A 21047-nucleotide genomic window follows, 5' to 3' on the forward strand; every position below is an offset into this window, starting at 1 on the left:
CGGCGGCTCAGTGGCCGAGGATCTTCGAGAGGAAGTCCTTCGCGCGGGAGGTCTGGGGGTCGGTGAAGAACTGCTCGGGCGTCGCCTCCTCGACGATCTGGCCGTCGGCCATGAAGACGATGCGGTCCGCCGCGCGCCGGGCGAAGCCCATCTCGTGCGTCACGGCGACCATCGTCATGCCCTCGTTCGCGAGGCCGATCATGACGTCGAGCACCTCGTTGATCATCTCCGGATCGAGCGCCGAGGTCGGCTCGTCGAGCAGGATGAGCTTCGGGTCCATCGCGAGCGAACGGGCGATCGCGGCGCGCTGCTGCTGGCCGCCCGAGAGCTGCGAGGGGAGCTTCTTCGCCTGGTTGGCGATCCCGACGCGGTCGAGCAGGGCCATGGCCTTCTCCTCGGCGGCCTTCCGGGACATCCCGCGGACCTTGATCGGCCCGAGGGTGACGTTCTCGAGGATCGTCTTGTGCGCGAAGAGGTTGAAGGACTGGAACACCATGCCCACGTCGGCCCGCAGCTTCGCGAGCCCCTTGCCCTCCTCGGGGAGCGGCTGCCCGTCAATCGTGATGGTGCCGGAGTCGATGGTCTCGAGGCGGTTGATCGCGCGGCAGAGCGTCGATTTGCCCGAGCCGGAGGGCCCGAGGACCACGACGACCTCGCCGCGGCCCACCTGCGTGTTGATGTCGTTGAGCACGTGGAGCTCGCCGTAGTGCTTGTTCACGCCTTCGACCACGACGAGGGGTTCGCGGTCGTCGCGGACCACTCTGACCGCGGTGGTCTTCGCCGTGCCGGGCGTCGTCGCCCCGGGCTGCGTCGCTTCAGCTGGTGTCATACCCGGGATCGTAGCGGGGCGGACCGCTGGCTGACCAGACCTTGTGCGGAATCGACGAAAGCCACTAGTGTTTCCGTAAAGTCCTGATCAACGAGCACTTCGCCCTGGCATTCACGAAGATGTGTCAGAGCTCAGGCTCAGTGCGCCCATTTCACGGCAAGCATTGTTACCGAGCTGTCACCCAGGAGACGCTCGGGCGATACGGGAGCGCGTTGAGGCGACACGCGCGCGCTCAGGCGATACGAGCGCGCGCTCAGGCGCGGCAGTCCGCGCAGATCCCGAAGAGATCGACGACGTGCTCGATCTCGGTGAAGCCGTGCTCGGCGCCGACGCGGCGCGTCCACTCCTCGACGACCGCGGCGGAGAGCTCGCGCGTCGCCCCGCAGCTGCGGCAGATGAGGTGATGGTGGTGCGTCGGGGTCTCGCACGAGCGGAAGAGGTTCTCGCCGTCGGGCGACTGCAGGGAGTCGGCCTCGCCGCTGTCGGCGAGGCCGCCGAGCGCGCGGTAGACGGTCGCGAGACCGATCGTCGAGCCGCCGTCGCGCAGCGCCTGGTGCAGTTCCTGCGCGCTCACGAAGCCCTCGCGCTCCGCGAGCGCCGATCGCACCGCCTCGCGCTGCCAGGTATTCCGCTTCGGCTGCACCTCGCACCTCCCGCTCGCTCGTCCGCCTCGCTCTGCCTCAACCGTAGCGAAGTTCCCGGAATTCCTCCTCCGCGCGCGGGTTCGCCACGGGCGCACGTCGCCGCGGGCGCAGCGCGCGGGCGAGCCATCGCCCGGCGAGCGCCAGCACGAACATGCCCGTGAGCACGACGCCGACGGAGCCGCCGGCCGCGATCCCGAACTCGCGCGAGGCCCACAGCCCAATGAGCCCGCCGGCGACGCCGATGAGGGCCGCCAGCGGCGGGATCCAGGCCAGCCGCGGCGCGAGCACCCGTGCCGCGGCGGCCGGGGCGATGAGCACGGCGACGCCGAGGATCGCGCCGACGGCCGGCATCGCGACGACGACGGCGGCGGCGATCGCGCCGGTCACGGCGAGCTCGATCGGCCACACGCGGAAGCCGGAGGCCGCGTACCCGACCGGGTCGAAGGTGTGGAACAGGATCCGGCGGCCGAAGACCGCCGCCACGAGGAGCGTCACGACGAGCACGATCGCGGTGGCGGCGACGTCGCTCGGGGAGACGCCGAGGGGCGAGCCCACGAGCAGGGCCTCGACGGGCACGCCGAGCCCCGGCGTGAGCGCCGCGAGCAGCGTGCCGAGGGCGAAGCCGAAGGACAGCACGACGCCGCTCGTCACCTGGCGCCCCTGCCCGGGGATGCGCGCGAGCAGCGTCATGGCGAGCACCAGCAGGAGCGCGAAGAGCGCCTGGCCGATGAGCAGGTTCCAGCCGAGGATGGCGAAGGCGACGCCGCCGGGGAAGGTCGCGTGGCTGAGCGCCACGGCGAAGAACGAGCGCCGGCGCAGCACGATGAGCGTGCCCGCGACGGCGGAGAGCAGGCCGAGGAGCGCGAGCTCGAGCGCGGCGAGGGCGAAGTAGCTCATGCGGTCCTCCGGCGGCGCAGCGCCCCCGCGATCCGGCGCGCGAGCGCGGCGAGCACGTAGCCGGCGACGAGGAGGAGCACGACGACCGCGCCGGGCGACACCGTCGCCCCGGCGCCGACCGACCACGCGAAGGACAGCCAGAGCCCGAGCGCGCCCGCCGCGAGCGGGAGCAGGATCGCGAGCGGGATGAGCGCGCCGAAGCGGCGGCTCACGAGGCGGGCGGCGGCCATCGGCACCGTGAGCAGCGCGATGACCATGAGCACGCCGAGTGCCTGGACGCCCGCGACGACGAGCAGGGCGACCGCGACGCCGAGCGCGAGATCGGCGCGGAGCACGCGGAACCCCGCGGCCTCGGCGCCGGCGGCGTCGAAGGCGCGGAAGAGCTGCGCCCGCCAGGTGACGCCCACGATGCCGACGGCCGCGAGTGCGACGACGAGGATCTGCCAGAGCTGCGCGTCCGTGACGGTGAGCAGCCGGCCGAAGAGCAGCTCCTGCAGCTGCGAGACGTACCCCTCCTGCCGGGAGACGAGCACCACGCCGAGGCTGAACAGCCCGGTGAGCACGACCGCGATCGCGGCATCGGCGCCGACCCCGCCGCGGTGCTCGATGACCGTGAAGAGCACGGCGGCGAGCACCGCGGAGATCGCCGCGCCCGGGAGCAGCCCCGCCGTCCCGCCGACCGCCGCCCCGACCACGAGGCCGGGGAACACGGAGTGGACGAGACCGTCGCTCACGAACTCGAGCTCGCGGAAGCTGATGAAGAGGCCGACGACGCCCGCCGCGACCGCCAGGATCGCCACCGTCACGAGCCCGCGCCACATGAACGGCAGCGCGAAGGCCTCGACGGGCGACACGGCGTGCAGCAGTTCGGGCGTCACTCCGTCTCCCGCGTGGTGGTCACGGTGTGGTGGTCGAGCTCCACGGTGGTGCCCTGGAAGGCGTGCTGCACGGCGTCGAGCGTGAGCGCCGCGTCGAGCGGGCCGAAGGCGGCGGGGTGGCCCGGCTGGCCGGGTCGGTGCCCGCTCGCGAGCAGCAGCACGTGCGAGCAGGCCTCCTGGGCGATCTCCAGGTCGTGGGTCGACACGACGATCGTGCGCCCTTCGGCCCGCAGCTCGCCGACGAGCCGCAGCAGCACTTCTCGGTTCTCGCGGTCGAGGCCGTTGAAGGGCTCGTCGAGCAGCAGGAGCTGCGGGTCGGAAACGAGCGCGCGCGCCAGGATCCCGCGCTGCTGCTGCCCGCCGGAGAGCTCGCCGAAGCGCCGGGCCGCGAGCTCCGCGAGACCGACCCGCTCGAGCGCCGCGGCGACCGCGGCGCGGCCGGAGCGGCCGATGGGGGCGAGCGCGCCGCGGGAGCGGTACAGGCCCATCGTCACGGCCTGCCGGAGCGTGATGGGGAGCGTCGCGTCCCGGGTGTCGGCCTGCGGCAGCGAACCGATGCGTCGCCTCGCGCGCTCCGGGGCCTCCCCGAGCACGCGCACCGTGCCGGCCGTGCGCTCCGCGAGGCCCAGGATGCCCCGCAGCAGCGTCGACTTCCCCGAGCCGTTCGGCCCGATGAGCGCGACCGCCGCTCCGCACGGCACCTCGAGGCTCAGCCCCTCGACCCGGGCGACGCCGTCGTAGCCGAACGCCGCGTCGTGCAGTTCGAGTGCGGCCGTCATCCCTGCAGACTATCGGGGACCGGGTCCGCCTGCGCGCCCCAGGCCTCGAGGATCACCCGGGTGTTGTGCACGGTGGCGTCCAGGTAGGTGGCGCCGTCGCTGTCGGCGGCGCCGAGGGAGTCCGCGTAGAGGGTCTCGGCGTCGACGACCTCGACCCCGGCCTCCTCCGCGATCGTCTGCGCGAGCTTCGGGCTCATCGAGGACTCCACGAAGATCGCCCGGACCCCCTGCGCCTCGATCTCGGCCACGAGGGCGTCGATATCGGCGGCGCTCGGCTCCGCGTTGTCCTCGAAGCTCGGCAGGATCGACCCGGCGAAGGCGATCCCGTAGTCGTGCAGGTAGTAGCGGAGCGAGTCGTGCCCGCTCACGAGCACGCGTTCCGCGGCCGGGACGCGGTCGAACTGGGCGGCGACCCAGTCGTCGAGCTCGGCGAGCCTGGCGGTGTAGGCCTCGGCGCGCTCCGCGTAGGCGTCGGCGTGCGCGGGATCCGCGGCGGCGAGGCCGTCGGCGATCTCGGCGACCATGCCCTCGGCGTTCGCCGGGGAGGTCCAGATGTGCGGGTTCAGGTCGCCGTGATCGTGGTCGTGCTCCGCGTGATCGTGGTCGTCGTGCGCGTCTTCGGCCTCGGCCTCGGCCTCGGCCTCGTGATCATCGTGCTCCGCGTGATCGTGATCCTCGTGCTCGTCCGCGGCCCCGCCTCCCTCGGCGGTCACGGCCCGCGCCGCGTCGAGGTCGATGCCGTCGGCCGCGGTGATGATCTCGCCGTCGAAGCCCGACGACTCCACCGCGTCGTCGACGAAGGTCTCGAGTCCGGCGCCGTTGACGATGAGCACATCCGCCTCGCCGAGCGCCAGGAGGTCCGCGGGGCTCGGATCGAAGTGGTGCGCCGACGCGCCGGCCTGCAGCAGCCCGGTGAGCGCGATGTCGTCGCCGCCGAGTTCCCTCGCGAAGTCCGTGAGCTGCGTCGTCGTCGCGACGACCTTGAGGCCGTCGCCGTCGCCGCCGCCTCCGTCTCCGCCGCTCGCGCCCGCCGAGCTGCAGGAGGTGAGGGCGAGGAGCGCGGCGGCGGCCGCGCCGGCCAGGGCGAGGAGTTTCGGGGAACGGGGCTTCGGAGTCATTGCACGCTTTCTAAATGAGAACGGGAATCATCCTAACTCTCGTGAGAACGGTTCGCAACACGGCCGGAGCGGCTCCGCGGCGGGCGGCCCGCGCGCCTACCCTGGAACCATGCAGGAGGCGCGCGGATTCCCGGGGACGGCGGAGGAGCTGCGCGACGCGCTCCGCGCCGGTGAGATGTCGGCGCGGGAGGCCGTGTCCGACGCGCTCGAGCGCCTCGCCGCGCGCGCGGGACTCGGCGCCGTCGTCTCGGTCGCGGCCGAGCGCGCGCTCGAGGCGGCCCGGGCGGCCGACGAGCGCCTCGCCGCACTCCCCGCCTCGGAGCGCGCGGCGGCGCTGCCGCGCCTGCACGGCGTCCCCTTCGCGGTGAAGGACCTCGTCGACGTCGCCGGGCTCCCCACGACCCACGGCAGCGCGGCGATGCGCCACCCGGTGGCGGCCGCCGACGCCCCCGGCGTCGCGATCCTGCGCGCGAGCGGCGGGATCCCGCTCGCGAAGACGCAGGTGCCCGAGCTCGGGCTCACCGCGTACTCGGAGAACGCGATCGCGCCGCCCGCGCGCAATCCGCTCGATCCCGAGCGCACCGCCGGCGGCTCCTCGGGCGGCAGCGCCGCGGCGGTGGCGGCGGGGCTGCTGCCGTTCGGACCGGGCAGCGACGGCGGCGGGTCGATCCGCATCCCCGCGCTCGCCTGCGGGCTCGTCGGCCTGAAGCCCGGCCTCGGCGCGATCCCCGGCGATCTTCCGGCGCGCGGCGGGCCGCACGACGAGCACGGCGCCCCGCGGATGACGGTGAGCGGGCCCATCGCGCGCACCCCGCGGGACGCCGCGCTGCTCTTCGACGCCCAGCGCGGCGCCACGACGGAGCCCGCGCTGCGCGCCGTGCGGACGGCGGACTCGGCGTCGGGGCTCCGCATCGCCGTCAGCGCCGACTCGCCCTTCGCCGCCGCCTTCCCCGTGCCGCTCTCGGCCGCCGCGCGCCGCGCGCACGCGGCCGCGGCCGAGCGGCTCGCGGAGCTCGGCCATCGGGTCGAACCCGCCGAGTTCCGCTACGATCCGCGGTACCCCGAGGCCTTCCTGACGGCCTGGACCGCCGGACTCGCCCGGCTCCGCCTCGCGCGCGGCGCGGCGGAGCGGCTCATGCCGCTCACCCGGAGGTTCCGGGAGCGCGCGCTCGCGCGCGATCCCGCGGAGCAGGACGCGGCCGGCGCCGTGCTGCGCGCCTTCGCCGCCGCGGTCCGCGAGCGCTGGGGCGCCTTCGACGCGGTGCTCACCCCGGGACTCGCCATGCCCGCTCCGCGCGTCGGCGCGTTCACCGCGCTCGACCCCGACGAGGACTACCGGCTGCAGTGCGAGTGGGCGCCGTACACCTCGATGGTCAACGTCGCGGGCGTCCCCGCGGTCGTCGTTCCCGCGGCGGAGGGGCTCGGGATCGGCGTGCAGCTCATCGGCCGCGCGGGCTCCGAACCGCAGCTGCTCCGGCTCGCGGCGCAGCTCCTGGCGTGAGGTGCCGTGCGATCCGCTCCTCCGAGGCGATGACCTCGCGCGACATCGGCAGCGCGCCCATGATGCGCGGGCGGCCGTCGTGCCACTCCACGGGCACGCCGGCCGCCTCGAGCGCCTCGACGCGGATCACGATGTCGAGCAGCGGCAGCGCGAGATCCGCGTACCGGGCGCGGAGCACGGCCTCGACGCCCGCGGCGGTCGTCGCGTGGAGGTAGCCGACGTCATCGAGGTGCGTGCCGCGGGTGGCGACCTCGTACTCGCCGAAGCCGCGGCTCATCTCCCAGTCGTCCTCGATCGCGATGTGATGGATCTCCATGGTCACGGCGGCCTCCTGAATGAAACGATTGCGTAGCATTATTCGGCTACGATACTCCCATGACCGTGAAACGGGGACGCCCCACCGCCGCGGAGCGCGCATCCCGGCGGCTCCGCGTCGCGCGGGCCGTCGCCCAGCTGCTCGTCGCCGAGGGCTGGGACGCGGTGACCTTCGACCGCCTGGCCGCCGAGACCCGGGTCGCCAAGCGCACGCTCTACGCCGACTTCGGCGACCGCGCGGGGCTCGTGCGCGCGGCGATGCAGCGGCTGCACGGCACCCTCGACGACCCGCCCCGGCCCGAGCGGCTCGAGGACGCCGCGCGCGACCTCGTCGCGCAGCTGCTGAGCGACGAGGCCGTCGGCGTCCACCGCGCCGTCATCGCCGCGGCCGCGCGCGATCCGGAGCTCGCGGCCGCGTTCTACGCCGCCGGCCCCGCGCAGGCGCAGGAGCGCCTCGCCGCGCTGCTGTCCGAGGCGGCGGTGCCGCCGGACGCGCCGGCACCACCCGCCGAGCGCGCGGCGATCCTCTTCGCGGCGCTCCTCGGCGAACCGCACCGGCGGCGCCTCCTGGGTCTCGATCCGGCGCCGCTCGACGCCGCGGTCGCGGCCCACGTCGACCGCGTCCTCGCCGCGTTCACGCCGCGGGCAGCGGATCCCCCATCGCCGCACGCGCCTCCTCCACGAGCGCGATCGTCTCGATCGAGCGATCCAGCGGACGCAGCGGCGACTCGGTGAGCCCGGCGTCGATGCACCGGGCGACCTCGAGCGCCTCCCAGAAGAGCTGGTCGTGCGCGAGCGCCGGCTCGTCGACGCGCAGCTCCGTGCCCGCGGGGACGCCCGTCCGCGCCGCATCGCCGTGGAAGCGCACGACGACGGGACCCGGCTGGTAGAAGGGCGCCTCGAGGATCAGCGTCGCCTCGGTGCCCGCCACGTAGGCCGTGGTCGGGGTGTCCGCGAGCATCGAGGCGCTGACCGTGGCGAGGCGATCCCCGTCGTCGCCGAGCAGCGCGTGGAACTCGCCGATCGCACCGGGGCCGGCCGCACCCGGCAGGGCGTGGCGGCGGCCGTGCGCCGCCCGCACCCGGAGCCCCGGGATGATCTCGTTCGCGAACATGAGCGTGTACGAGCCGAGGTCGTTCATCACGCCGCCGCCCTGCGCCGGGTCCATCGCGCGGTGGTGGTCGACGAGGCGCTCGCCGAGATTCGCCTGCACCTCGACCACGTCGCCGAGCATCCCCTGCTCGAGGATCTGGCGGATCACCGCGTAGCGCGGCAGCGTCACCGTCCACACGGCCTCCATCGCGAAGAGCCCCCGAGCCCGGGCGAGCGCCGCGAGCGCTCGGGTCTCGGCGAGACGCGGCGTCATCGGCTTCTCCACGAGCACGGGCCTGCCCGCCTCGAGCGCGAGCGCGGCGTGCGCGAAGTGGTCGAGGTGCCCGGTGGCGACGTAGACGACGTCGATGTCGCTCGCGACGAGCTCCTCGTAGGAGCCGTAGGCGTGCGCGATGCCGTGCTCGGCGGCGAACGCCTCGGCGCGGGCGAGGCTGCGCGAACCGACCGCGACGACGCGCTGGTTCGTGTGCTCCCGCAGCGAGCGCACGAACTGCGCGGCGATCCAGCCGCTGCCGAGGATCGCCCAGCGCAGGGACGGTCCGGTGCGGGGATCGGGCAGCTGCGGCTGCGGCAGCACGGGGACGCTCATCGCGCGTCCCCGACCGCCACGAAGGCGCCGCCGGCGCGCATGGAGGCGACCGCGGCCGCCGCGACGCGGGTGGCCTGCGCGCCGTCCTCGACGGTGGCGAGCGTCGGCGCCCGGCCCTCGTTCAGCGCCGTCACCCACTCCTGCAGCTCGAGCCGGTAGGCCTCGGCGAAGCGCGGCCGGAAATCCGCCGGGATCGGCGTGCTCGCGGCGAGCGCCGATCCCGTGACGACGCGATGCGGTTCCGTGATCGCGACGGTGCCCGTCTCGCAGAGCACCTCGGAGCGCATGTCGTAGCCGTAGCGCGCGTTGAGCGAGTTCTCCACCGTCGAGAGCGCCCCGTCGGCGGTGCGCAGCAGCAGGAGGAAGGGCTCGCGCAGCTCGGGGTGCTGCCCGCTCGGCGTCTCGGGGGCGTGCCAGCTCACCGCGGTGACCGGCGAGCCGAGCAGCCACGGCACCACGTCGATGTCGTGGATCGCGGAGTTGTAGATCACCGTCTCGTCGGTGGCGCCGGGGCCGGTCGCCATGCCGCGGCCGATCGAGTGCACCATGACGGGGCGGCCGTGCGCGCCGGAATCGACGGCCCGCTTCTGCTCGACGTACCCGGGATCGAAGCGGCGCATGAAGCCCTGGTGCACGAGCGGGATCCCGTCGCCCACCTTCTCCCGGTGCGCGGCGACGACGCGCTCGGCATCGGCCACGGAGTACGACAGCGGCTTCTCGCAGAGCGTCGGCTTCCCGGCGGCGATGCAGGCGAGGGTCTGCTCGGCGTGCAGGGAGTCGGGCGAGGCGATGAGCACCGCTTCGACCTCGGGGTCGGCGATGAGCTCCTGCGCGTCGGCGAAGGCGCGGGCTCCCGGGATCGCGGCGACGACGGCCTCCGCGCGGTCGATCGCGGGGTCCGCGACCGCGACGACGGTCGCCCCGGAGACCTGCTCGTGCAGCAGGCCGACGTGGAAGGCGCCCATGACGCCGGTGCCGATGATGCCGATTCTCATAGTGCGCTCCTGTGTCTGGTGCGTGGGAATGGTGGGAGGTGGTGCGGGATGCGGCGCGGGCTACTGGTCGTAGGCGCCCGGGACGTTCTGATCCCAGTCGATGATCGATCCGGTGACGACGCCGCTGCGGTCGCTGAGCAGGAAGACCACCGCGTCGGCGATCTCGTCGGGCTGCCCGAGCTTGCCCATCGGCTGCGCGGCCGATGCCTCGGCGAGCCAGTCCGGCGCCGCGTCGTGGAAGGTCTGCTGGGTGACGGCCTCGCCGGGCGTCGCCGTCCACCCGATGTTCAGGCCGTTGATCCGGATCCGATCGAAGCGGTGCGCGAACGCCGCGTTCTTCGTCAGCCCCGCGAGTCCCGCCTTCGAGGCCACGTAGGGGCGAGGTAGGGCTGGCCGCCGTGCATCGACATGCTGATGATGTTCAGGATCGTGCCGGGCGCCCGCCGCGCGGTCATGTCGGCCACGGCGCCCTGCATGGTCATGAACGGCGCCGTGATGTTGAGGGTCAGGTGCTCCTCGAGCAGTTCGCGCGTCGTGTCGAGGAGCGTGCCCCGGCTCGTCGCGCCGGCGGCGTTGACGAGGCTGTCGATGCGGCCGAAGCGCGCGACCGTCTCGGCGACGGCGCGCTCGGCCGCGCCGGCCGCGCCGAGATCGGCGATGATCGCGATGGCGTCGCAGTCCGCGGATCCCGCTGCCGCGGCACGGATCGCCGCGAGCGCGACCTCCGCCTTCTCGGGGTTCCGCCCGACGATCGCGATGCCGCTCGCGCCCTCGCGGGCGGCCGCCTCGGCGATCGCGCGCCCGAGTCCCTGCGTGCCGCCCGTCACCAGCACCACCCTGTCCTGCATCAGCGCCTGCATGCCGTCTCCTTCGTCCGGGAGGTTCCCCTCCGATGTCCTGCACATACCGCGGGTCAGTCCGCGAGCCGCCCGGGTCGCAGCGGCAGCCCGCTCGCCAGGGAGATCTCATCGATCAGCGCCATCGTGCGGCGCGAGCGCGCGAGCAGCGCGGTCGCGCGCTCGCCGCCCCGCACGGCCGCGCGGATGCGCCGCAGCTGGAAGGCGTAGGACGAGGTGCCGCTGACCCGCTCCACCCGCTCGGCGGCACCGCCGGCCGCTTCCGCAGCGCCCGCGCCCGCGCCGCCGCCGCGGACGATGAGCCGGCCGTCCTCCTGCGGCTTCACGAAGTTGGGCAGCAGCACCTCGCCGGTGTCGCCGACGAGCCGCAGGGAGAAATCCCAGCCGTCGCTCTCCATGCTCGTGCGGAGATCGACCGGGATGCCGGCGAGCGAGAGCTCGGCCTCGACGGTCGCGTCGACGCGGGGATCCGGGGCGTACGGCACGGCACGGGCGCTGCGCAGCTGCGGGATCGCGGGGGTCGGATCCGCGCCCAGCTCCTCCCCGAGCAGCAGCAGCACGTTGAGGGCGTAGCAGCCGAGATCCATCATCGCGCCGCCGGCGAGGTCGAAGCTCCAGCGCGGATCGCTCGCGGGCGGCGCCGGCATCTCCATGCGCACCTCGATCTGGCGCAGCCGCCCGATGCCGCCGTCGCGCACGATCGCGATGAGGCGGGCGAGCGCGGGGTGGTCGGCGTAGTGGAACGCCTCCCACGCCCACCCCTCGGCGGCCTCGAGCCGCGCCGCGACCCGGTCGAACTCCGCGAGGTTCGCCGCGAACGGCTTCTCCACGAGCACGTTGCGGCCCGCGTCGAGGGCGCGGGCCGTCCACTCGGCGTGGAGCCCGTTGGGCAGGCCGATGTAGACGAGGTCGAGGGAGTCGTCGGCGAGTAGCGCCCCGTAGTCCTCGTGCACGCGGGCGAATCCGTGCTCCGCGGCGTAGGCGCGGGCGCGCTCGGGGTCGCGAGCCGCGACCGCGGCGAGGATCTCGCCCGTCGCCGCGCTCGCCTCCAGGATCGCGAGCTCCGCGATCCGGGAGGCGCCGAGCATGCCGATCCGGAGCGGAGCGGCCTCCGCGTGCGGCGATGCGCTCACGCTGCGACCGCCTCGCGGATGAACGCCACGCTGCGCCGCGCGTCGGCGAAGGCGCGCGCGGCGCCCGCCTCGTCCTCCACCACCGCGTCCTGCTCGAGCACGAACCAGCCGGCGTACCCGGCGTCCCGCAGCGCGGCGAGGATCTCGGCGATGCGCGCGTCGCCGGATCCGAGCGCGCGGTACATGCCCTGCCGCACGCCCTCGCGGTAGTCGATCTCGCCCGCGCGCACGCGGCCGGCCACCTCCAGGCTCACGTCCTTGAGATGGGCGTGCACGATGCGTCCGGCGTGCCGTCGCACGAACGCGACCGCGTCGCCGCCGCCGAGGGTGTAGTGCCCCGTGTCGAGGCAGAGGCCGATGCGCGAGCCCGCGACCACCCGCTCGACCGCCTCGGGGGATTCGACGACGGTGCCGAGGTGCGGATGCAGCACGGCGACGACCCCGGCCGCCGCGGCCGCGTCGAGCGCGCGATCCAGATTCGCGAGCAGCGTCCGCCATTCCGCGTCGCTCAGCTCGGCCGCGCCGTCGTAGCCGGCGGCGCCGGTGACGGCGGAGAGCACCAGCGTGCCCGCGCCGGCGGCGGAATAGGCGCGGAGCTCGCGCTCGATCGCGGGGAGCGGATCCGCCTCCTCCCGGTGGAGCACGATCGGGAAGAACCCGCCGACGGCTTCGAGCCCGGCCTCGGCGAGCGCCGCGGCCCGCTCGGCCGGCGCGTCCGGGAGGAAGCCCTCCGGGCCGAACTCGGTGGCGGTGATCCCGAGCGAGACCATCTCGGAGAGCACGCGCTCCCGGTCGAGCTGCAGGCCCCATTCGGGGACCTCGATGACGCCCCAGCTGATCGGGGCGGAGGCGATGCGCGGGGTCATATGAACTCCTTCGTTCGGGGTCGGGCCGGGGGTGCCGGCCGGGGGGCTGGGGTGGTCCGTACGCTCAGGATCGGATCGCCGCGGTCGTGCCGGCGACGGGGGCGCTCGCCTCCCACGCCCGCGACTCGGCGGAGCGCTCGGCGGCGGTGACGACCTGGGCGGCGGAGAGCGCGTCCTGGATGTTCGAGTTCAGGGACTCGCGGCCGAGCACGGCCTGCAGGAACTTCTTGGCCTCGATCACCTTGAGGTCGTCGTAGCCCATCGAGGTGCCCGCCCCCGGCTGGAAGCGGCCGAAGTCCCCCATGCCCGGGCGGGCCATGATGCGGGTGTAGCCCTGATCCTCGGCGCCGAGACCGCCCGAGAGGTGCAGCTCGTTGAGCCGTTCGAAGTCCCAGTGGGCCGAGCCCGCCGTGCCGTAGACCTCGATGCCGTAGCTGGCGCGCGGGCCGACCGCGACGCGCGAGGCCTCGAGGGTGCCGACGGCGCCCGCGGCCGTCGCATCGTCCGCGAGGCGCACGAGCATGCCGGCGTAGTCCTCGTTCTCCACCGGCTTCATCTCGCCGTCCTCGATGACGGCGAAGTGCGTCCCGGTGCCCATGGGGAGCTCGGGGCGCTCCGTGTAGACGGTGGAGGCGACGGCGCTGACCTCGGCGATCGGGCCGAGCGCGTACTGCACGAGGTCCACGAGGTGCCCCATGAGGTCCCCGAGCACGCCGTTGCCGGCGAGCCCGCGGACGAAGCGCCAGGAGAGGGCGCCGCGGGGGTCGGCCGAGTAGTCGGCGAACATCTGGCCGCGCACGTTCGTGATGCGGCCGAGACGGCCGGAGGCGACGAGTTCGCGGAGGTACTCGACGGCGGGCGCGTGCCGGTAGTTGAAGCCGATCGAGCTGACGACGCCGGCCTCGGCCGCAGCCTCGGCGACCGCGCGCGTCTCGTCCTCGCCGCGGCCGACGGGCTTCTCGATCCAGAAGTGCTTGCCGGCCCGCGCGGCGGCGATCCCGATCTCGGCGTGCAGGAAGTTCGGGGCGCAGATGGAGACCACGTCGACCTCGGGATCGGCGAGCACCTCGTGGTAGTCGGCGGAGGCGCGCGCGTAGCCGAGCACCTGCACCGCCTCCTCCGCGCGTGCGGGGGCCGGATCGGCGGCGTGGACGAGGCGGGGGCGGATGCCGAGGTCGGCGTAGGCGTAGCGCAGGTTCGCGTACGCGCGGCTGTGCAGCTGGCCCATCCATCCGACGCTGATGAGGCCGACTCCGATCTCGGTGGTGCCGTCTGCAAGAGTGCGCATGGTCGTTCGCTTCCGTCGTGGTGCCGGGCACCGCTTCCCTGGTCCGGGCCCGCCGGGTGCGACGCGTCGACGCTGACGCCCCCAGAAAATGGACCGGTCCAAATTGTAAGTACATGCGCGAGCGGGTGTCAAGCGGCGCCCGGCGCGGCGGGCAGGCGCCGATCCGCCCCCGCCCCGCCGAAGCCCACCGAAACCCCACGAAACCCCACGAAGTCACCGAGGCCCTGCGTTGCTGACGGTGCAGAACGCAGGGCCTCGGTGACTTCGTAGTGCCTGGGTGACTTCGTGGCGCCCGGGGGATCTCGCAGGGTCTCGGAGTTCCGGGGGTCCGGCGCCGCTACCGGCGGCCGTCCTCCGCGTCGTCCCCGTCCTCCGCATCGTCCGGGTATTCGCCGGGGATGACGCCGACCGCCTCGGTCACGGACACCCGGCCCACGCCCGCGGCCGAGTCGTCCTGGATCTCGTCGCGGATGGTGCGCACGGTGTCCGTCGAGGTGCCGACGTTCCGCAGCTCGTGCACGAGCTGCTCGAGCTCGGCGCCGCCGGCCATGAGGCCCGTGAGCTCCTCGAGCGTGATCCCCGACTTCTCGTGGTAGCCGATCGACTGCCCGCGCTTGAGCAGCAGGAAGCGATCCCCCACCGGGTACGCGTGGTGCGGGTTGTGGGTGATGAAGATCACCCCGAGGCCGCGATCCCGCGCCTGGATGATGTAGCGGAGCACGACGCCCGACTGCTTCACGCCGAGGGCCGCCGTCGGCTCGTCGAGGATGAGCACCTTCGCCCCGAAGTACACGGCGCGCGCGATCGCGACGCACTGCCGCTCACCGCCCGAGAGCGTGCCGATCGGCTGGTCGACGTCGCGCAGGTCGATGCCCATGTCGAGCAGCTCCTTCTTCGCCGTCCGCTTCATGAAGTCGACGTCGAGGCGCTTGAACGGCCCCCACCCCTTCGTCTGCTCGGAGCCGAGGAAGAAGTTGCGCCACACCGGCATGAGCGGGGCGACCGCGAGATCCTGGTACACGGTCGCGATCCCGCGGTTGAGCGCCTCGCGCGGCGAGTTGAACTTCACGGGCTCGCCCTCGACGAGGTACTCGCCCGCCGTGTGCTGGTGCAGCCCCGCGATGATCTTGATGAGCGTGGACTTCCCGGCGCCGTTGTCGCCGAGCACGCACATCACCTCGCCGGCGCCCACCTTCAGACTCACATCGCGCAGGGCGATGATGTTCCCGTAGCGCTTCTCGGCGTCCCGCAGCTCGACGAGCGGCTGCTCGAGCACCGCCGCCCCCGAGGCCGACTCGGCCGTCACCGTGGCGTTCATTTCTTGCCTCCCCTCGCAGCGCGGCGCTGCAGCGTGAAGTTCAGGACCGTCGCCCCCAGGAGCATCGCGCCCAGGAAGAACTTCAGCCAGTCGGGGTTCCACTCGGCGTACACGACGCCCTTGAGCGCCATGCCGTAGATCAGCGCGCCGATGGCGCCGCCGATCGCCGAGCCGTACCCGCCGGTCATCAGGCAGCCGCCCACGACCGCCGCGATGATGTACAGGAACTCGTTGCCGATGCCCTCGCCGGACTGCACCGTCTTGAACGCGAACAGCTGGTGCATGCCCAGCAGCCACGCGCAGAAGCTGACGCCCATGTACAGGCCGATCTTGGTCTTCACGACGGGGACGCCCACGGCGCGGGCCGCATCCGGGGCGCCGCCCGAGGAGAAGATCCAGTTGCCGATCCGGGTGCGCTGCAGGATCCAGGTCGCGATGATCACGAGGAGGATCCAGTAGAACACCGTGATCTTCACCTTCACCCCGAACACCGGGATGTCGGAGGCGAAGACCGCGGCGGCCGAGTCGAAGCCCGGCCACGCCGCGATCGACGGGGCGGCGACGCCGCCCGTGAGCGCCCGCGTCACGCCGAGGTTCAGACCCGTCAGCATGAAGAAGGTCGCCAGCGTGATGATGAAGCTCGAGAGTTTCGTCTTCGTCAGCAGCCACCCGTTCAGCAGCCCGACGAGCAGCGAGAACACGAGGCCGATGAGCGCCCCGACCCACACGTTGCCGCCGAACCAGTACATGAAGAGCGAGGACGACAGCGCCGCGGAGATCACGCCGACGCCGGCGGACAGGTCGACCTCGCCGCCGATCATCAGCAGGGAGACGCCCACCGCCATGATCCCGACCGTCGACGCCCCGTACAGGATCGTCGCGATCGAATCCGGCTTCGTGAACTGCGGCGCGACCACCGCGAACATGATCGCGAGCACGAGGGCGGCCGCGGTCGCCCCCGCCTCGGGCTTCGTGAAGAACCGGGTGAACAGGTTCCCCCGAGCGATGCGCTCGTCGAACTTCGGAGCAGTTGCTGTAGACATGGAACTCAACTCTCTCGGGCGATCAGCTCTCGCTGTCGGCCGCGTCCTCCGCGCCCTCGAACTGCGCGGCGACGCTGTCGAGGTTGTCGGCGTTGACGACCGCGGGGCCCGTCAGCACGGCCTGTCCGCCGCCGAGCACGTATCCGCCCGTGGCGTAGAGGCGCACCGCTTCGACCGACTCGTAGCCCTGCAGGAACGGCTGCTGATCGATGCCGAAGAGGATCGACCCGTCGCCGATCGCCGAGTAGACGTCGGCGTTGAGGTCGGTGGTGGCCAGCTTCGCGCTCGAGCCGGCGTCGGCGATCGCGTCGAGCGCGGTCATCGCGAAGGGGGCGCCGAGGGTGAGCACCGCGTCGATATCGGCGTTGGTCTGGAGCTTCGATGTGATCGTCGAGGCGACGTTCGTCATGTCCGTGCCCGTGACGTACAGCACCTCCGAGGATCCGGCGAAGGTGTCGGCGAAGCCCTCGCAGCGGGACTCGAGGCCGACGTGCCCCTGCTCCTGGATCACGCAGATCGCCTTCTGGGCGCCGGCCTCGTTGAACTCCTCCGCCGCGGCCTGGCCGGCGATGAACTCGTTCTGACCGAAGTGCGCGAGCACGCCCATGTCCTTGTAGGCCTCTTCGCCCGCGTTGATGCTGAAGACCGGGATGCCGGCGTCGACCGCCTTCTGCACCTCGCCGGCCATGGCGTCGGCCTTCGCGAGGGTGACGACGATGCCGTCGACGTCCTGATCGACCGCCTGCTGGACGAGCTGGGCCTGGCGCGCGCCGTCGGGATCGGAGCTGTAGAGCAGTTCGACGTTGTTGCGCTCGGCCGCGGCCTCGGCACCGGCGCGGATCGTGTCCCAGAAGGTGTCGCCCGGGGCGGCGTGAGTGACCAGGGCGACCTTGAGCTCGTCCTCTTCCACGGCGGATCCGCCGCCGCCGGCGGCCCCGCCGCCCGCTCCCGCCGGGCTGCCGCAGGCCGCCAGCATGAGGGCTCCGGTCGCCGCGACTCCGGCGAGTCCGAGCTTGCTCCACCGGCCAAAACGTGACTTCAACATAGTTTCACTCCATCGTGCTTTTTGAACTAATGTCGTTACAAAGCTTGCGCTCTGCGTTTACAGTACCGCAACTTCGCCCGTTAGGCATCACCCACGGTAAAGGTTGGATAACGACCCTCCAGCGTAGCCGCCACCGCTTCCGCCGCCATGCGGAAGGTCTCGCGGAGCGCCTGCTCCGACAGGCCGGAGGTGTGCGGGCTGAGCAGCACCCCGGGCGCGTCGGCGAGCGGATGCCCGCGCACCGGCTCCGCGGCGAACACGTCGAGGCCGATCCCGCCGAGCACGCCCTCCGCCAGCGCGGCCTCGAGCGTCCCGGTCGAGACGAGCCCGGCGCGGGCGCAGTTGACGAGCACGAGCCCCGGTCTCGCGGTGCGCAGGAGCGGCAGCGGCAGCAGCTCCCCGCCGCCGCCCGGCAGGTGCAGGGTGAGCGCGTCCGCGCGCGCCACCGCCTCGGCGAGCGTCACGTTCTCGTGCGCCTCGGCCCGCACGTGGGGATCGTGCACGAGCACGCGCATGCCGAACGCCGCGCCGAAGCCCGCCACGATCCGGCCGATGCGCCCGTAGCCGAGCACGGCGAGGGTGCTGCCGTGCAGGTCGCCGGGCGTCGGCACGGGATCCCGGCCCCAGCGGTCGCCGGCGACGTGCGCGTGGGACTGCGGTACCCGTTTCACGAGCGCGGCGAGCATCGCGAAGGCCCCCTCGGCGACCGCGCGGCTGTTGCTGCCGGGCGTCACGGCGACGGCGACGCCCCGCTCCCGTGCGGCGGCGACGTCGACGCGCTCGACGCCGACGCCCGTGCGGGCGATGACCCGCAGCCGGGGCATGCGGGCGAGCAGCGCGCGGTCGACGTCGACCGCGGCCCGCACGATGGCCGCCTCGGCCGCCGCGAGCTCGGCGTCCCCCGGATCGGCGACGAAGCGGGCGTCGGCGGGGAGGAACGGGGTCACGAGCGCGGGATCGACGGGGCCGAGCCCGACGACGACGGGGCGGTCGCTCACCGCCCGTTCCCCCCGAGACCCGGCGGGATCGCCCCGCGCATCGTCGCCGCGAGCAGGGTGGCGTCGGAGCCGATGGCGATGAAGCCGAAGCCGCGGGCGAGGTACGCCTCGGCGCCCGCGCGGTCGTTCGTCAGGATCCCGGCGACCGCGCCGTGCGCGCGGCAGGCGGCGACGACCGCGCCGAGCGCCTCCTGGAACTCCGGCGCGTCGAAGCGGCGCGGGGCGCCGAGCGCGTAGCTGAGATCCTGCGGGCCGACGAAGAGGACATCGGCGCCGGGGGTCGCCGCGATCGCGTCGAGCTCCGCGAGCGCGCCGACGGTCTCGATCTGCACGATCCCGACCGCGCGCGCGTCGGCGGCGTCGAGGGCGTCGACCTCGGCGCCCCAGCGGGCCGCGCGGTTGTAGGTGGCGACGCCGCGATCCCCCGCGGGCGGATAGCGGAGATGGCCGAGCGCGACCCGGGCCTCCGCGGCGCTCGAGACGCGGGGCAGCATGACTCCGGCGGCCCCGGCGTCGAGCACCCGCCCGATCCGGATCCGCGTCGGCTCCTCTACGCGCACGAGCGCGGCCGCGCCGTAGCCGCCCACCGCGGCGACGATCGCGCCGACCTGCGCCTCGGATCCCCCGCCGTGCTCGAGGTCGGCGAGCACCCAGTCGAGGCCGGCGGAGGCGCACACCTCCGCCGCGGTCGCGGAGCCGAGCCCGAGGAAGGTGCCGACGGTCGGCCCGCCCGCGCGGAGCCGGGCGCGCAGCGCGCGGCCGGGCGCGAGCGGCGAGGGGGCCGCCACGCCGTCGGACGCCGGCGCGCTCATCCGTGCCACCGCTGCTGCGCGCGGCCCGCGCCGTACTCGGCGAGCTTCGCCGAGGTGTCGACGCGCTCCCAGGCCTCGGCGGGCGAGACGTCCCACCACACCTCGGAGGCGGGCAGGTCGGCGTGCGGGATCGTGGGCACGACGATGACGACGGGACCGGCCGCGTCGCGGGTCTCGGCGAGCGCCGCGCGCACCTCCGCGGCCGTCGCGGGGGTGCGCACCTCGGCGCCGAGGCCGGCCGCGATCTGCGCGAGGTCGATCCGGAGATAGTCGCCCGAGAGGCCGGCCGCGTCCGAGCCGGCGAGCGAGCCGCCCGCCTCGCGGTAGCGGAACTCGTTGGCGAAGTGCTCGCCGGTGCGCCACATCTGCAGCCGCCGGATCACCTGGTAGCCGTGGTTCTCGGAGACGACGATAGTGCACGGGATGCCCTCCTGCGCCGCCGTCACGATCTCGGTCGGCATCATCACGAAGGTGCCGTCGCCGATGAGCGCCGTGACCCGGTGCGCGGGATCCGGATCGGCGAGCCGCACCCCCATCGCGGCCGGCAGCTCGTACCCCATGCAGGAGAAGCCGAACTCAAGGTGCGCGGCGCGGCCGCCCGTCGCGTCCCACACCTTCTGCAGATCGCCGGGCGGGCCCCCGGCAGCGGCCACGATCGTGTCGCCCGGGCGGGCGTGCTCCTGCAGCAACCCGATGAGCTGGCCCTGCGTGAGGGTCGCGCCCGTGACCGGGAGCTCCGGGTGATCCGCCAGCGGGAACGGCGCATCCGGGTCCGTCGCCGCATCGCGCACGGGGAGCCACGCGTCGCGGGCGCCCGCGACATCCGCGGCCCACGCCGCGGGGATCCGGTAGTCGCCGAGCTCTGCGGCGAGCGCCGCCAGCGCCAGGCGGGCGTCGGCGAGCACGGCCTCGGCGCCCTGCTTCACGGCGTCGTGCTCCACGATGTTGATGGATGCGAACCGCACCCCCGGGTCCGCGAACAGCGACTGGGAGGCGGTCGCGAAATCGGTGAGCCGGGTGCCGACGTGCACGACGAGATCGGCGCGCTCCGCAAGGCGGTTCGTCGTCGGCGCGCCCTCGAGCCCGATCCCGAACACGCTCCACGGCCCGTCCTCCGTGACCGCGCCCTTGCCGGCGAAGGTCTCCGCGATGGGCAGCCCCGTCCCGCGGCCGAGCTCGGTGAGGACGCCCTGCGCGTCGGCGTAGACGACGCCGCCGCCGGCGATGACGAGCGGACGCTCCGCGCCGCGGATGCGCTCGGCGAGCCGGGCGATCTCCGCCGCATCGGGGACGCGGCGGCGGATCGTCCAGTCGCGTTCGGCGAAGAGCTCGACGGGGAAGTCGAAGGCGTGCGCCTGCACGTCCTGCGGCAGCGCGAGCACCACGGCGCCCGTCTCCTCGGGATTCGCGAGCACCCGGAAGGCCTGCGGCAGCGCCGTGAGCAGCTGCTCGGGGCGGGTGATGCGGTCGAAGAAGCGGGAGACCGGGCGAAAGGCGTCATTCACCGTGACGTCGGGGGTGCCGGGGAGGTCGAGCTGCTGCAGCACGGGCCCCTGGCGGCGGGTCGCGTAGGTGTCGCCGGGCAGGAGGAGCAGCGGGATGCGGTTCACGGTGGCGAGGGCGGCCGCCGTCACGAGGTTCGTGGCGCCGGGGCCGATCGACGCCGTCACCGCGAGCGTGCGGCGGCGCTTCGCCGCCCGCGCGAAGCCGGTGGCGAGGTGCCCGAGCGCCTGCTCGTTGCGCCCCTGCACGAAGGGCAGGGCGTCGGCGTGCTCGGCGAGCGCCTGCCCGAGGCCGGCGACGTTGCCGTGGCCGAAGATGCCGAGGGCGGCGGGGACGAAGCGCTCGCGGACGCCGTCGGCGAGCGAGTACTGCGCGGCGATGTAGCGGACGATCGCCTGGGCGACGGTGAGCCGGACCGTCCGCCCGGAGGGGCCGGGCACGGCGGTCGATTGCGGGGCGGGGTGCTGGGTCATGGGTGAGCTCCTGTGCTTCCTGTGCGTGCTGTGCTGATCTGGGGGGGGCGGAG

General features: G+C 73.7%; 22 protein-coding genes. 2 read left to right on the top strand and 20 right to left on the bottom strand.

Going from position 1 to position 21047, the window contains the following annotated elements; all coding sequences use genetic code 11:
* Nucleotides 1-7 precede the first annotated feature (7 nt).
* The 6 genes from MUN78_RS14890 to MUN78_RS14915 form a co-directional block, all read right to left on the bottom strand.
* Nucleotides 8-829, bottom strand: a complete 822-nt coding sequence (locus MUN78_RS14890) for an amino acid ABC transporter ATP-binding protein (protein WP_244691996.1) — start codon at nt 827-829, stop codon at nt 8-10.
* A gap of 253 nt (nt 830-1082) precedes the next feature.
* Entirely contained in the window at nt 1083-1472 is a 390-nt protein-coding gene (locus tag MUN78_RS14895; protein ID WP_244727482.1) for a Fur family transcriptional regulator, read from the bottom strand.
* A 37-nt stretch (nt 1473-1509) separates the two neighbouring features.
* Complete coding sequence (locus tag MUN78_RS14900; protein WP_244727483.1) at nt 1510-2370, bottom strand: metal ABC transporter permease; 861 nt, start codon at nt 2368-2370, stop codon at nt 1510-1512.
* On the bottom strand, nt 2367-3248 hold the full coding sequence (locus MUN78_RS14905) for a metal ABC transporter permease (protein ID WP_244727485.1): 882 nt from the start codon (nt 3246-3248) through the stop codon (nt 2367-2369). Before MUN78_RS14905 ends, MUN78_RS14900 begins: the two co-directional genes overlap by 4 nt.
* Nucleotides 3245-4027, bottom strand: coding sequence for a metal ABC transporter ATP-binding protein (locus MUN78_RS14910; protein ID WP_244727487.1), 783 nt, complete (start codon nt 4025-4027; stop codon nt 3245-3247). The genes MUN78_RS14905 and MUN78_RS14910 overlap by 4 nt, the downstream gene beginning before the upstream one ends.
* Nucleotides 4024-5145, bottom strand: coding sequence for a metal ABC transporter substrate-binding protein (locus MUN78_RS14915; RefSeq protein ID WP_244727489.1), 1122 nt, complete (start codon nt 5143-5145; stop codon nt 4024-4026). Before MUN78_RS14915 ends, MUN78_RS14910 begins: the two co-directional genes overlap by 4 nt.
* Before the next feature lie 109 nt (nt 5146-5254).
* Here MUN78_RS14915 and MUN78_RS14920 point away from each other — a divergent pair, with 109 nt between their 5' ends.
* Nucleotides 5255-6646, top strand: a complete 1392-nt coding sequence (locus tag MUN78_RS14920) for an amidase (RefSeq protein ID WP_244727491.1) — start codon at nt 5255-5257, stop codon at nt 6644-6646.
* Here the strand turns inward: MUN78_RS14920 and MUN78_RS14925 are convergent.
* On the bottom strand, nt 6585-6968 hold the full coding sequence (locus tag MUN78_RS14925; protein ID WP_244727493.1) for a DUF952 domain-containing protein: 384 nt from the start codon (nt 6966-6968) through the stop codon (nt 6585-6587). The genes MUN78_RS14920 and MUN78_RS14925 overlap by 62 nt on opposite strands.
* A gap of 53 nt (nt 6969-7021) precedes the next feature.
* Between MUN78_RS14925 and MUN78_RS14930 the strand changes: the two genes are divergently transcribed.
* Complete coding sequence (locus tag MUN78_RS14930) at nt 7022-7696, top strand: TetR/AcrR family transcriptional regulator (RefSeq protein WP_244727495.1); 675 nt, start codon at nt 7022-7024, stop codon at nt 7694-7696.
* Here MUN78_RS14930 and MUN78_RS14935 read toward each other — a convergent pair.
* The 13 genes from MUN78_RS14935 to iolD form a co-directional block, all read right to left on the bottom strand.
* Complete coding sequence (locus MUN78_RS14935; protein WP_244727497.1) at nt 7596-8663, bottom strand: Gfo/Idh/MocA family protein; 1068 nt, start codon at nt 8661-8663, stop codon at nt 7596-7598. The genes MUN78_RS14930 and MUN78_RS14935 overlap by 101 nt on opposite strands.
* Nucleotides 8660-9658 carry a Gfo/Idh/MocA family protein gene (locus tag MUN78_RS14940; RefSeq protein WP_244727499.1) on the bottom strand — a complete coding sequence of 333 codons (999 nt, stop codon included), beginning with the start codon at nt 9656-9658 and terminating at the stop codon, nt 8660-8662. The genes MUN78_RS14935 and MUN78_RS14940 overlap by 4 nt, the downstream gene beginning before the upstream one ends.
* A gap of 60 nt (nt 9659-9718) precedes the next feature.
* Nucleotides 9719-10030: an SDR family oxidoreductase gene (locus MUN78_RS16745; protein WP_346730590.1), complete on the bottom strand. Its 312-nt coding sequence runs from the start codon at nt 10028-10030 to the stop codon at nt 9719-9721.
* Nucleotides 10000-10518: an SDR family NAD(P)-dependent oxidoreductase gene (locus MUN78_RS16750; protein ID WP_346730591.1), complete on the bottom strand. Its 519-nt coding sequence runs from the start codon at nt 10516-10518 to the stop codon at nt 10000-10002. The genes MUN78_RS16745 and MUN78_RS16750 overlap by 31 nt, the downstream gene beginning before the upstream one ends.
* Before the next feature lie 53 nt (nt 10519-10571).
* Nucleotides 10572-11648 (bottom strand): Gfo/Idh/MocA family protein, encoded by a 1077-nt coding sequence (locus tag MUN78_RS14950; protein WP_244727501.1) that lies wholly within the window; start codon nt 11646-11648, stop codon nt 10572-10574.
* A complete protein-coding gene (locus MUN78_RS14955; RefSeq protein ID WP_244727502.1) occupies nt 11645-12514 on the bottom strand; it encodes a sugar phosphate isomerase/epimerase family protein in 870 nt (289 codons plus the stop codon). The genes MUN78_RS14950 and MUN78_RS14955 overlap by 4 nt, the downstream gene beginning before the upstream one ends.
* A 64-nt stretch (nt 12515-12578) precedes the next feature.
* Nucleotides 12579-13802 carry a Gfo/Idh/MocA family protein gene (locus MUN78_RS14960; protein ID WP_244727504.1) on the bottom strand — a complete coding sequence of 408 codons (1224 nt, stop codon included), beginning with the start codon at nt 13800-13802 and terminating at the stop codon, nt 12579-12581.
* 337 nt (nt 13803-14139) lie between these two features.
* Entirely contained in the window at nt 14140-15120 is a 981-nt protein-coding gene (locus MUN78_RS14965; RefSeq protein ID WP_244727506.1) for an ATP-binding cassette domain-containing protein, read from the bottom strand.
* Complete coding sequence (locus MUN78_RS14970; protein ID WP_244692013.1) at nt 15117-16163, bottom strand: ABC transporter permease; 1047 nt, start codon at nt 16161-16163, stop codon at nt 15117-15119. Before MUN78_RS14970 ends, MUN78_RS14965 begins: the two co-directional genes overlap by 4 nt.
* A 22-nt stretch (nt 16164-16185) precedes the next feature.
* Nucleotides 16186-17208: a substrate-binding domain-containing protein gene (locus tag MUN78_RS14975; protein ID WP_244692014.1), complete on the bottom strand. Its 1023-nt coding sequence runs from the start codon at nt 17206-17208 to the stop codon at nt 16186-16188.
* A gap of 80 nt (nt 17209-17288) precedes the next feature.
* Entirely contained in the window at nt 17289-18206 is a 918-nt protein-coding gene (locus tag MUN78_RS14980) for an NAD(P)-dependent oxidoreductase (RefSeq protein ID WP_244692015.1), read from the bottom strand.
* Nucleotides 18203-19018, bottom strand: coding sequence for an HpcH/HpaI aldolase family protein (locus tag MUN78_RS14985; protein ID WP_244727508.1), 816 nt, complete (start codon nt 19016-19018; stop codon nt 18203-18205). The genes MUN78_RS14980 and MUN78_RS14985 overlap by 4 nt, the downstream gene beginning before the upstream one ends.
* Entirely contained in the window at nt 19015-20994 is a 1980-nt protein-coding gene (gene iolD / locus MUN78_RS14990) for a 3D-(3,5/4)-trihydroxycyclohexane-1,2-dione acylhydrolase (decyclizing) (RefSeq protein WP_244727509.1), read from the bottom strand. Before iolD ends, MUN78_RS14985 begins: the two co-directional genes overlap by 4 nt.
* Nucleotides 20995-21047: the final 53 nt, after the last annotated feature.

It is taken from the genome of Leucobacter allii, assembly GCF_022919155.1.
GTDB lineage: Bacteria > Actinomycetota > Actinomycetes > Actinomycetales > Microbacteriaceae > Leucobacter > Leucobacter allii.

Bases quoted from the DNA above. Each gene is read 5' to 3' on its own strand.
- MUN78_RS14890 (WP_244691996.1), bottom strand. From the start codon at position 829: ATGACACCAGCTGAAGCGACGCAGCCCGGGGCGACGACGCCCGGCACG.
- MUN78_RS14920 (WP_244727491.1), top strand. From the start codon at position 5,255: ATGCAGGAGGCGCGCGGATTCCCGGGGACGGCGGAGGAGCTGCGCGAC.
- MUN78_RS14940 (WP_244727499.1), bottom strand. From the start codon at position 9,658: ATGAGAATCGGCATCATCGGCACCGGCGTCATGGGCGCCTTCCACGTC.
- MUN78_RS14965 (WP_244727506.1), bottom strand. From the start codon at position 15,120: ATGAACGCCACGGTGACGGCCGAGTCGGCCTCGGGGGCGGCGGTGCTC.
- MUN78_RS14915 (WP_244727489.1), bottom strand. From the start codon at position 5,145: ATGACTCCGAAGCCCCGTTCCCCGAAACTCCTCGCCCTGGCCGGCGCG.
- MUN78_RS16750 (WP_346730591.1), bottom strand. From the start codon at position 10,518: ATGCAGGCGCTGATGCAGGACAGGGTGGTGCTGGTGACGGGCGGCACG.
- MUN78_RS14975 (WP_244692014.1), bottom strand. From the start codon at position 17,208: ATGTTGAAGTCACGTTTTGGCCGGTGGAGCAAGCTCGGACTCGCCGGA.
- MUN78_RS14985 (WP_244727508.1), bottom strand. From the start codon at position 19,018: ATGAGCGCGCCGGCGTCCGACGGCGTGGCGGCCCCCTCGCCGCTCGCG.
- MUN78_RS14955 (WP_244727502.1), bottom strand. From the start codon at position 12,514: ATGACCCCGCGCATCGCCTCCGCCCCGATCAGCTGGGGCGTCATCGAG.
- MUN78_RS14910 (WP_244727487.1), bottom strand. From the start codon at position 4,027: ATGACGGCCGCACTCGAACTGCACGACGCGGCGTTCGGCTACGACGGC.
- MUN78_RS14930 (WP_244727495.1), top strand. From the start codon at position 7,022: ATGACCGTGAAACGGGGACGCCCCACCGCCGCGGAGCGCGCATCCCGG.
- MUN78_RS14900 (WP_244727483.1), bottom strand. From the start codon at position 2,370: ATGAGCTACTTCGCCCTCGCCGCGCTCGAGCTCGCGCTCCTCGGCCTG.
- MUN78_RS14935 (WP_244727497.1), bottom strand. From the start codon at position 8,663: ATGAGCGTCCCCGTGCTGCCGCAGCCGCAGCTGCCCGATCCCCGCACC.
- MUN78_RS14960 (WP_244727504.1), bottom strand. From the start codon at position 13,802: ATGCGCACTCTTGCAGACGGCACCACCGAGATCGGAGTCGGCCTCATC.
- iolD (WP_244727509.1), bottom strand. From the start codon at position 20,994: ATGACCCAGCACCCCGCCCCGCAATCGACCGCCGTGCCCGGCCCCTCC.
- MUN78_RS14970 (WP_244692013.1), bottom strand. From the start codon at position 16,163: ATGTCTACAGCAACTGCTCCGAAGTTCGACGAGCGCATCGCTCGGGGG.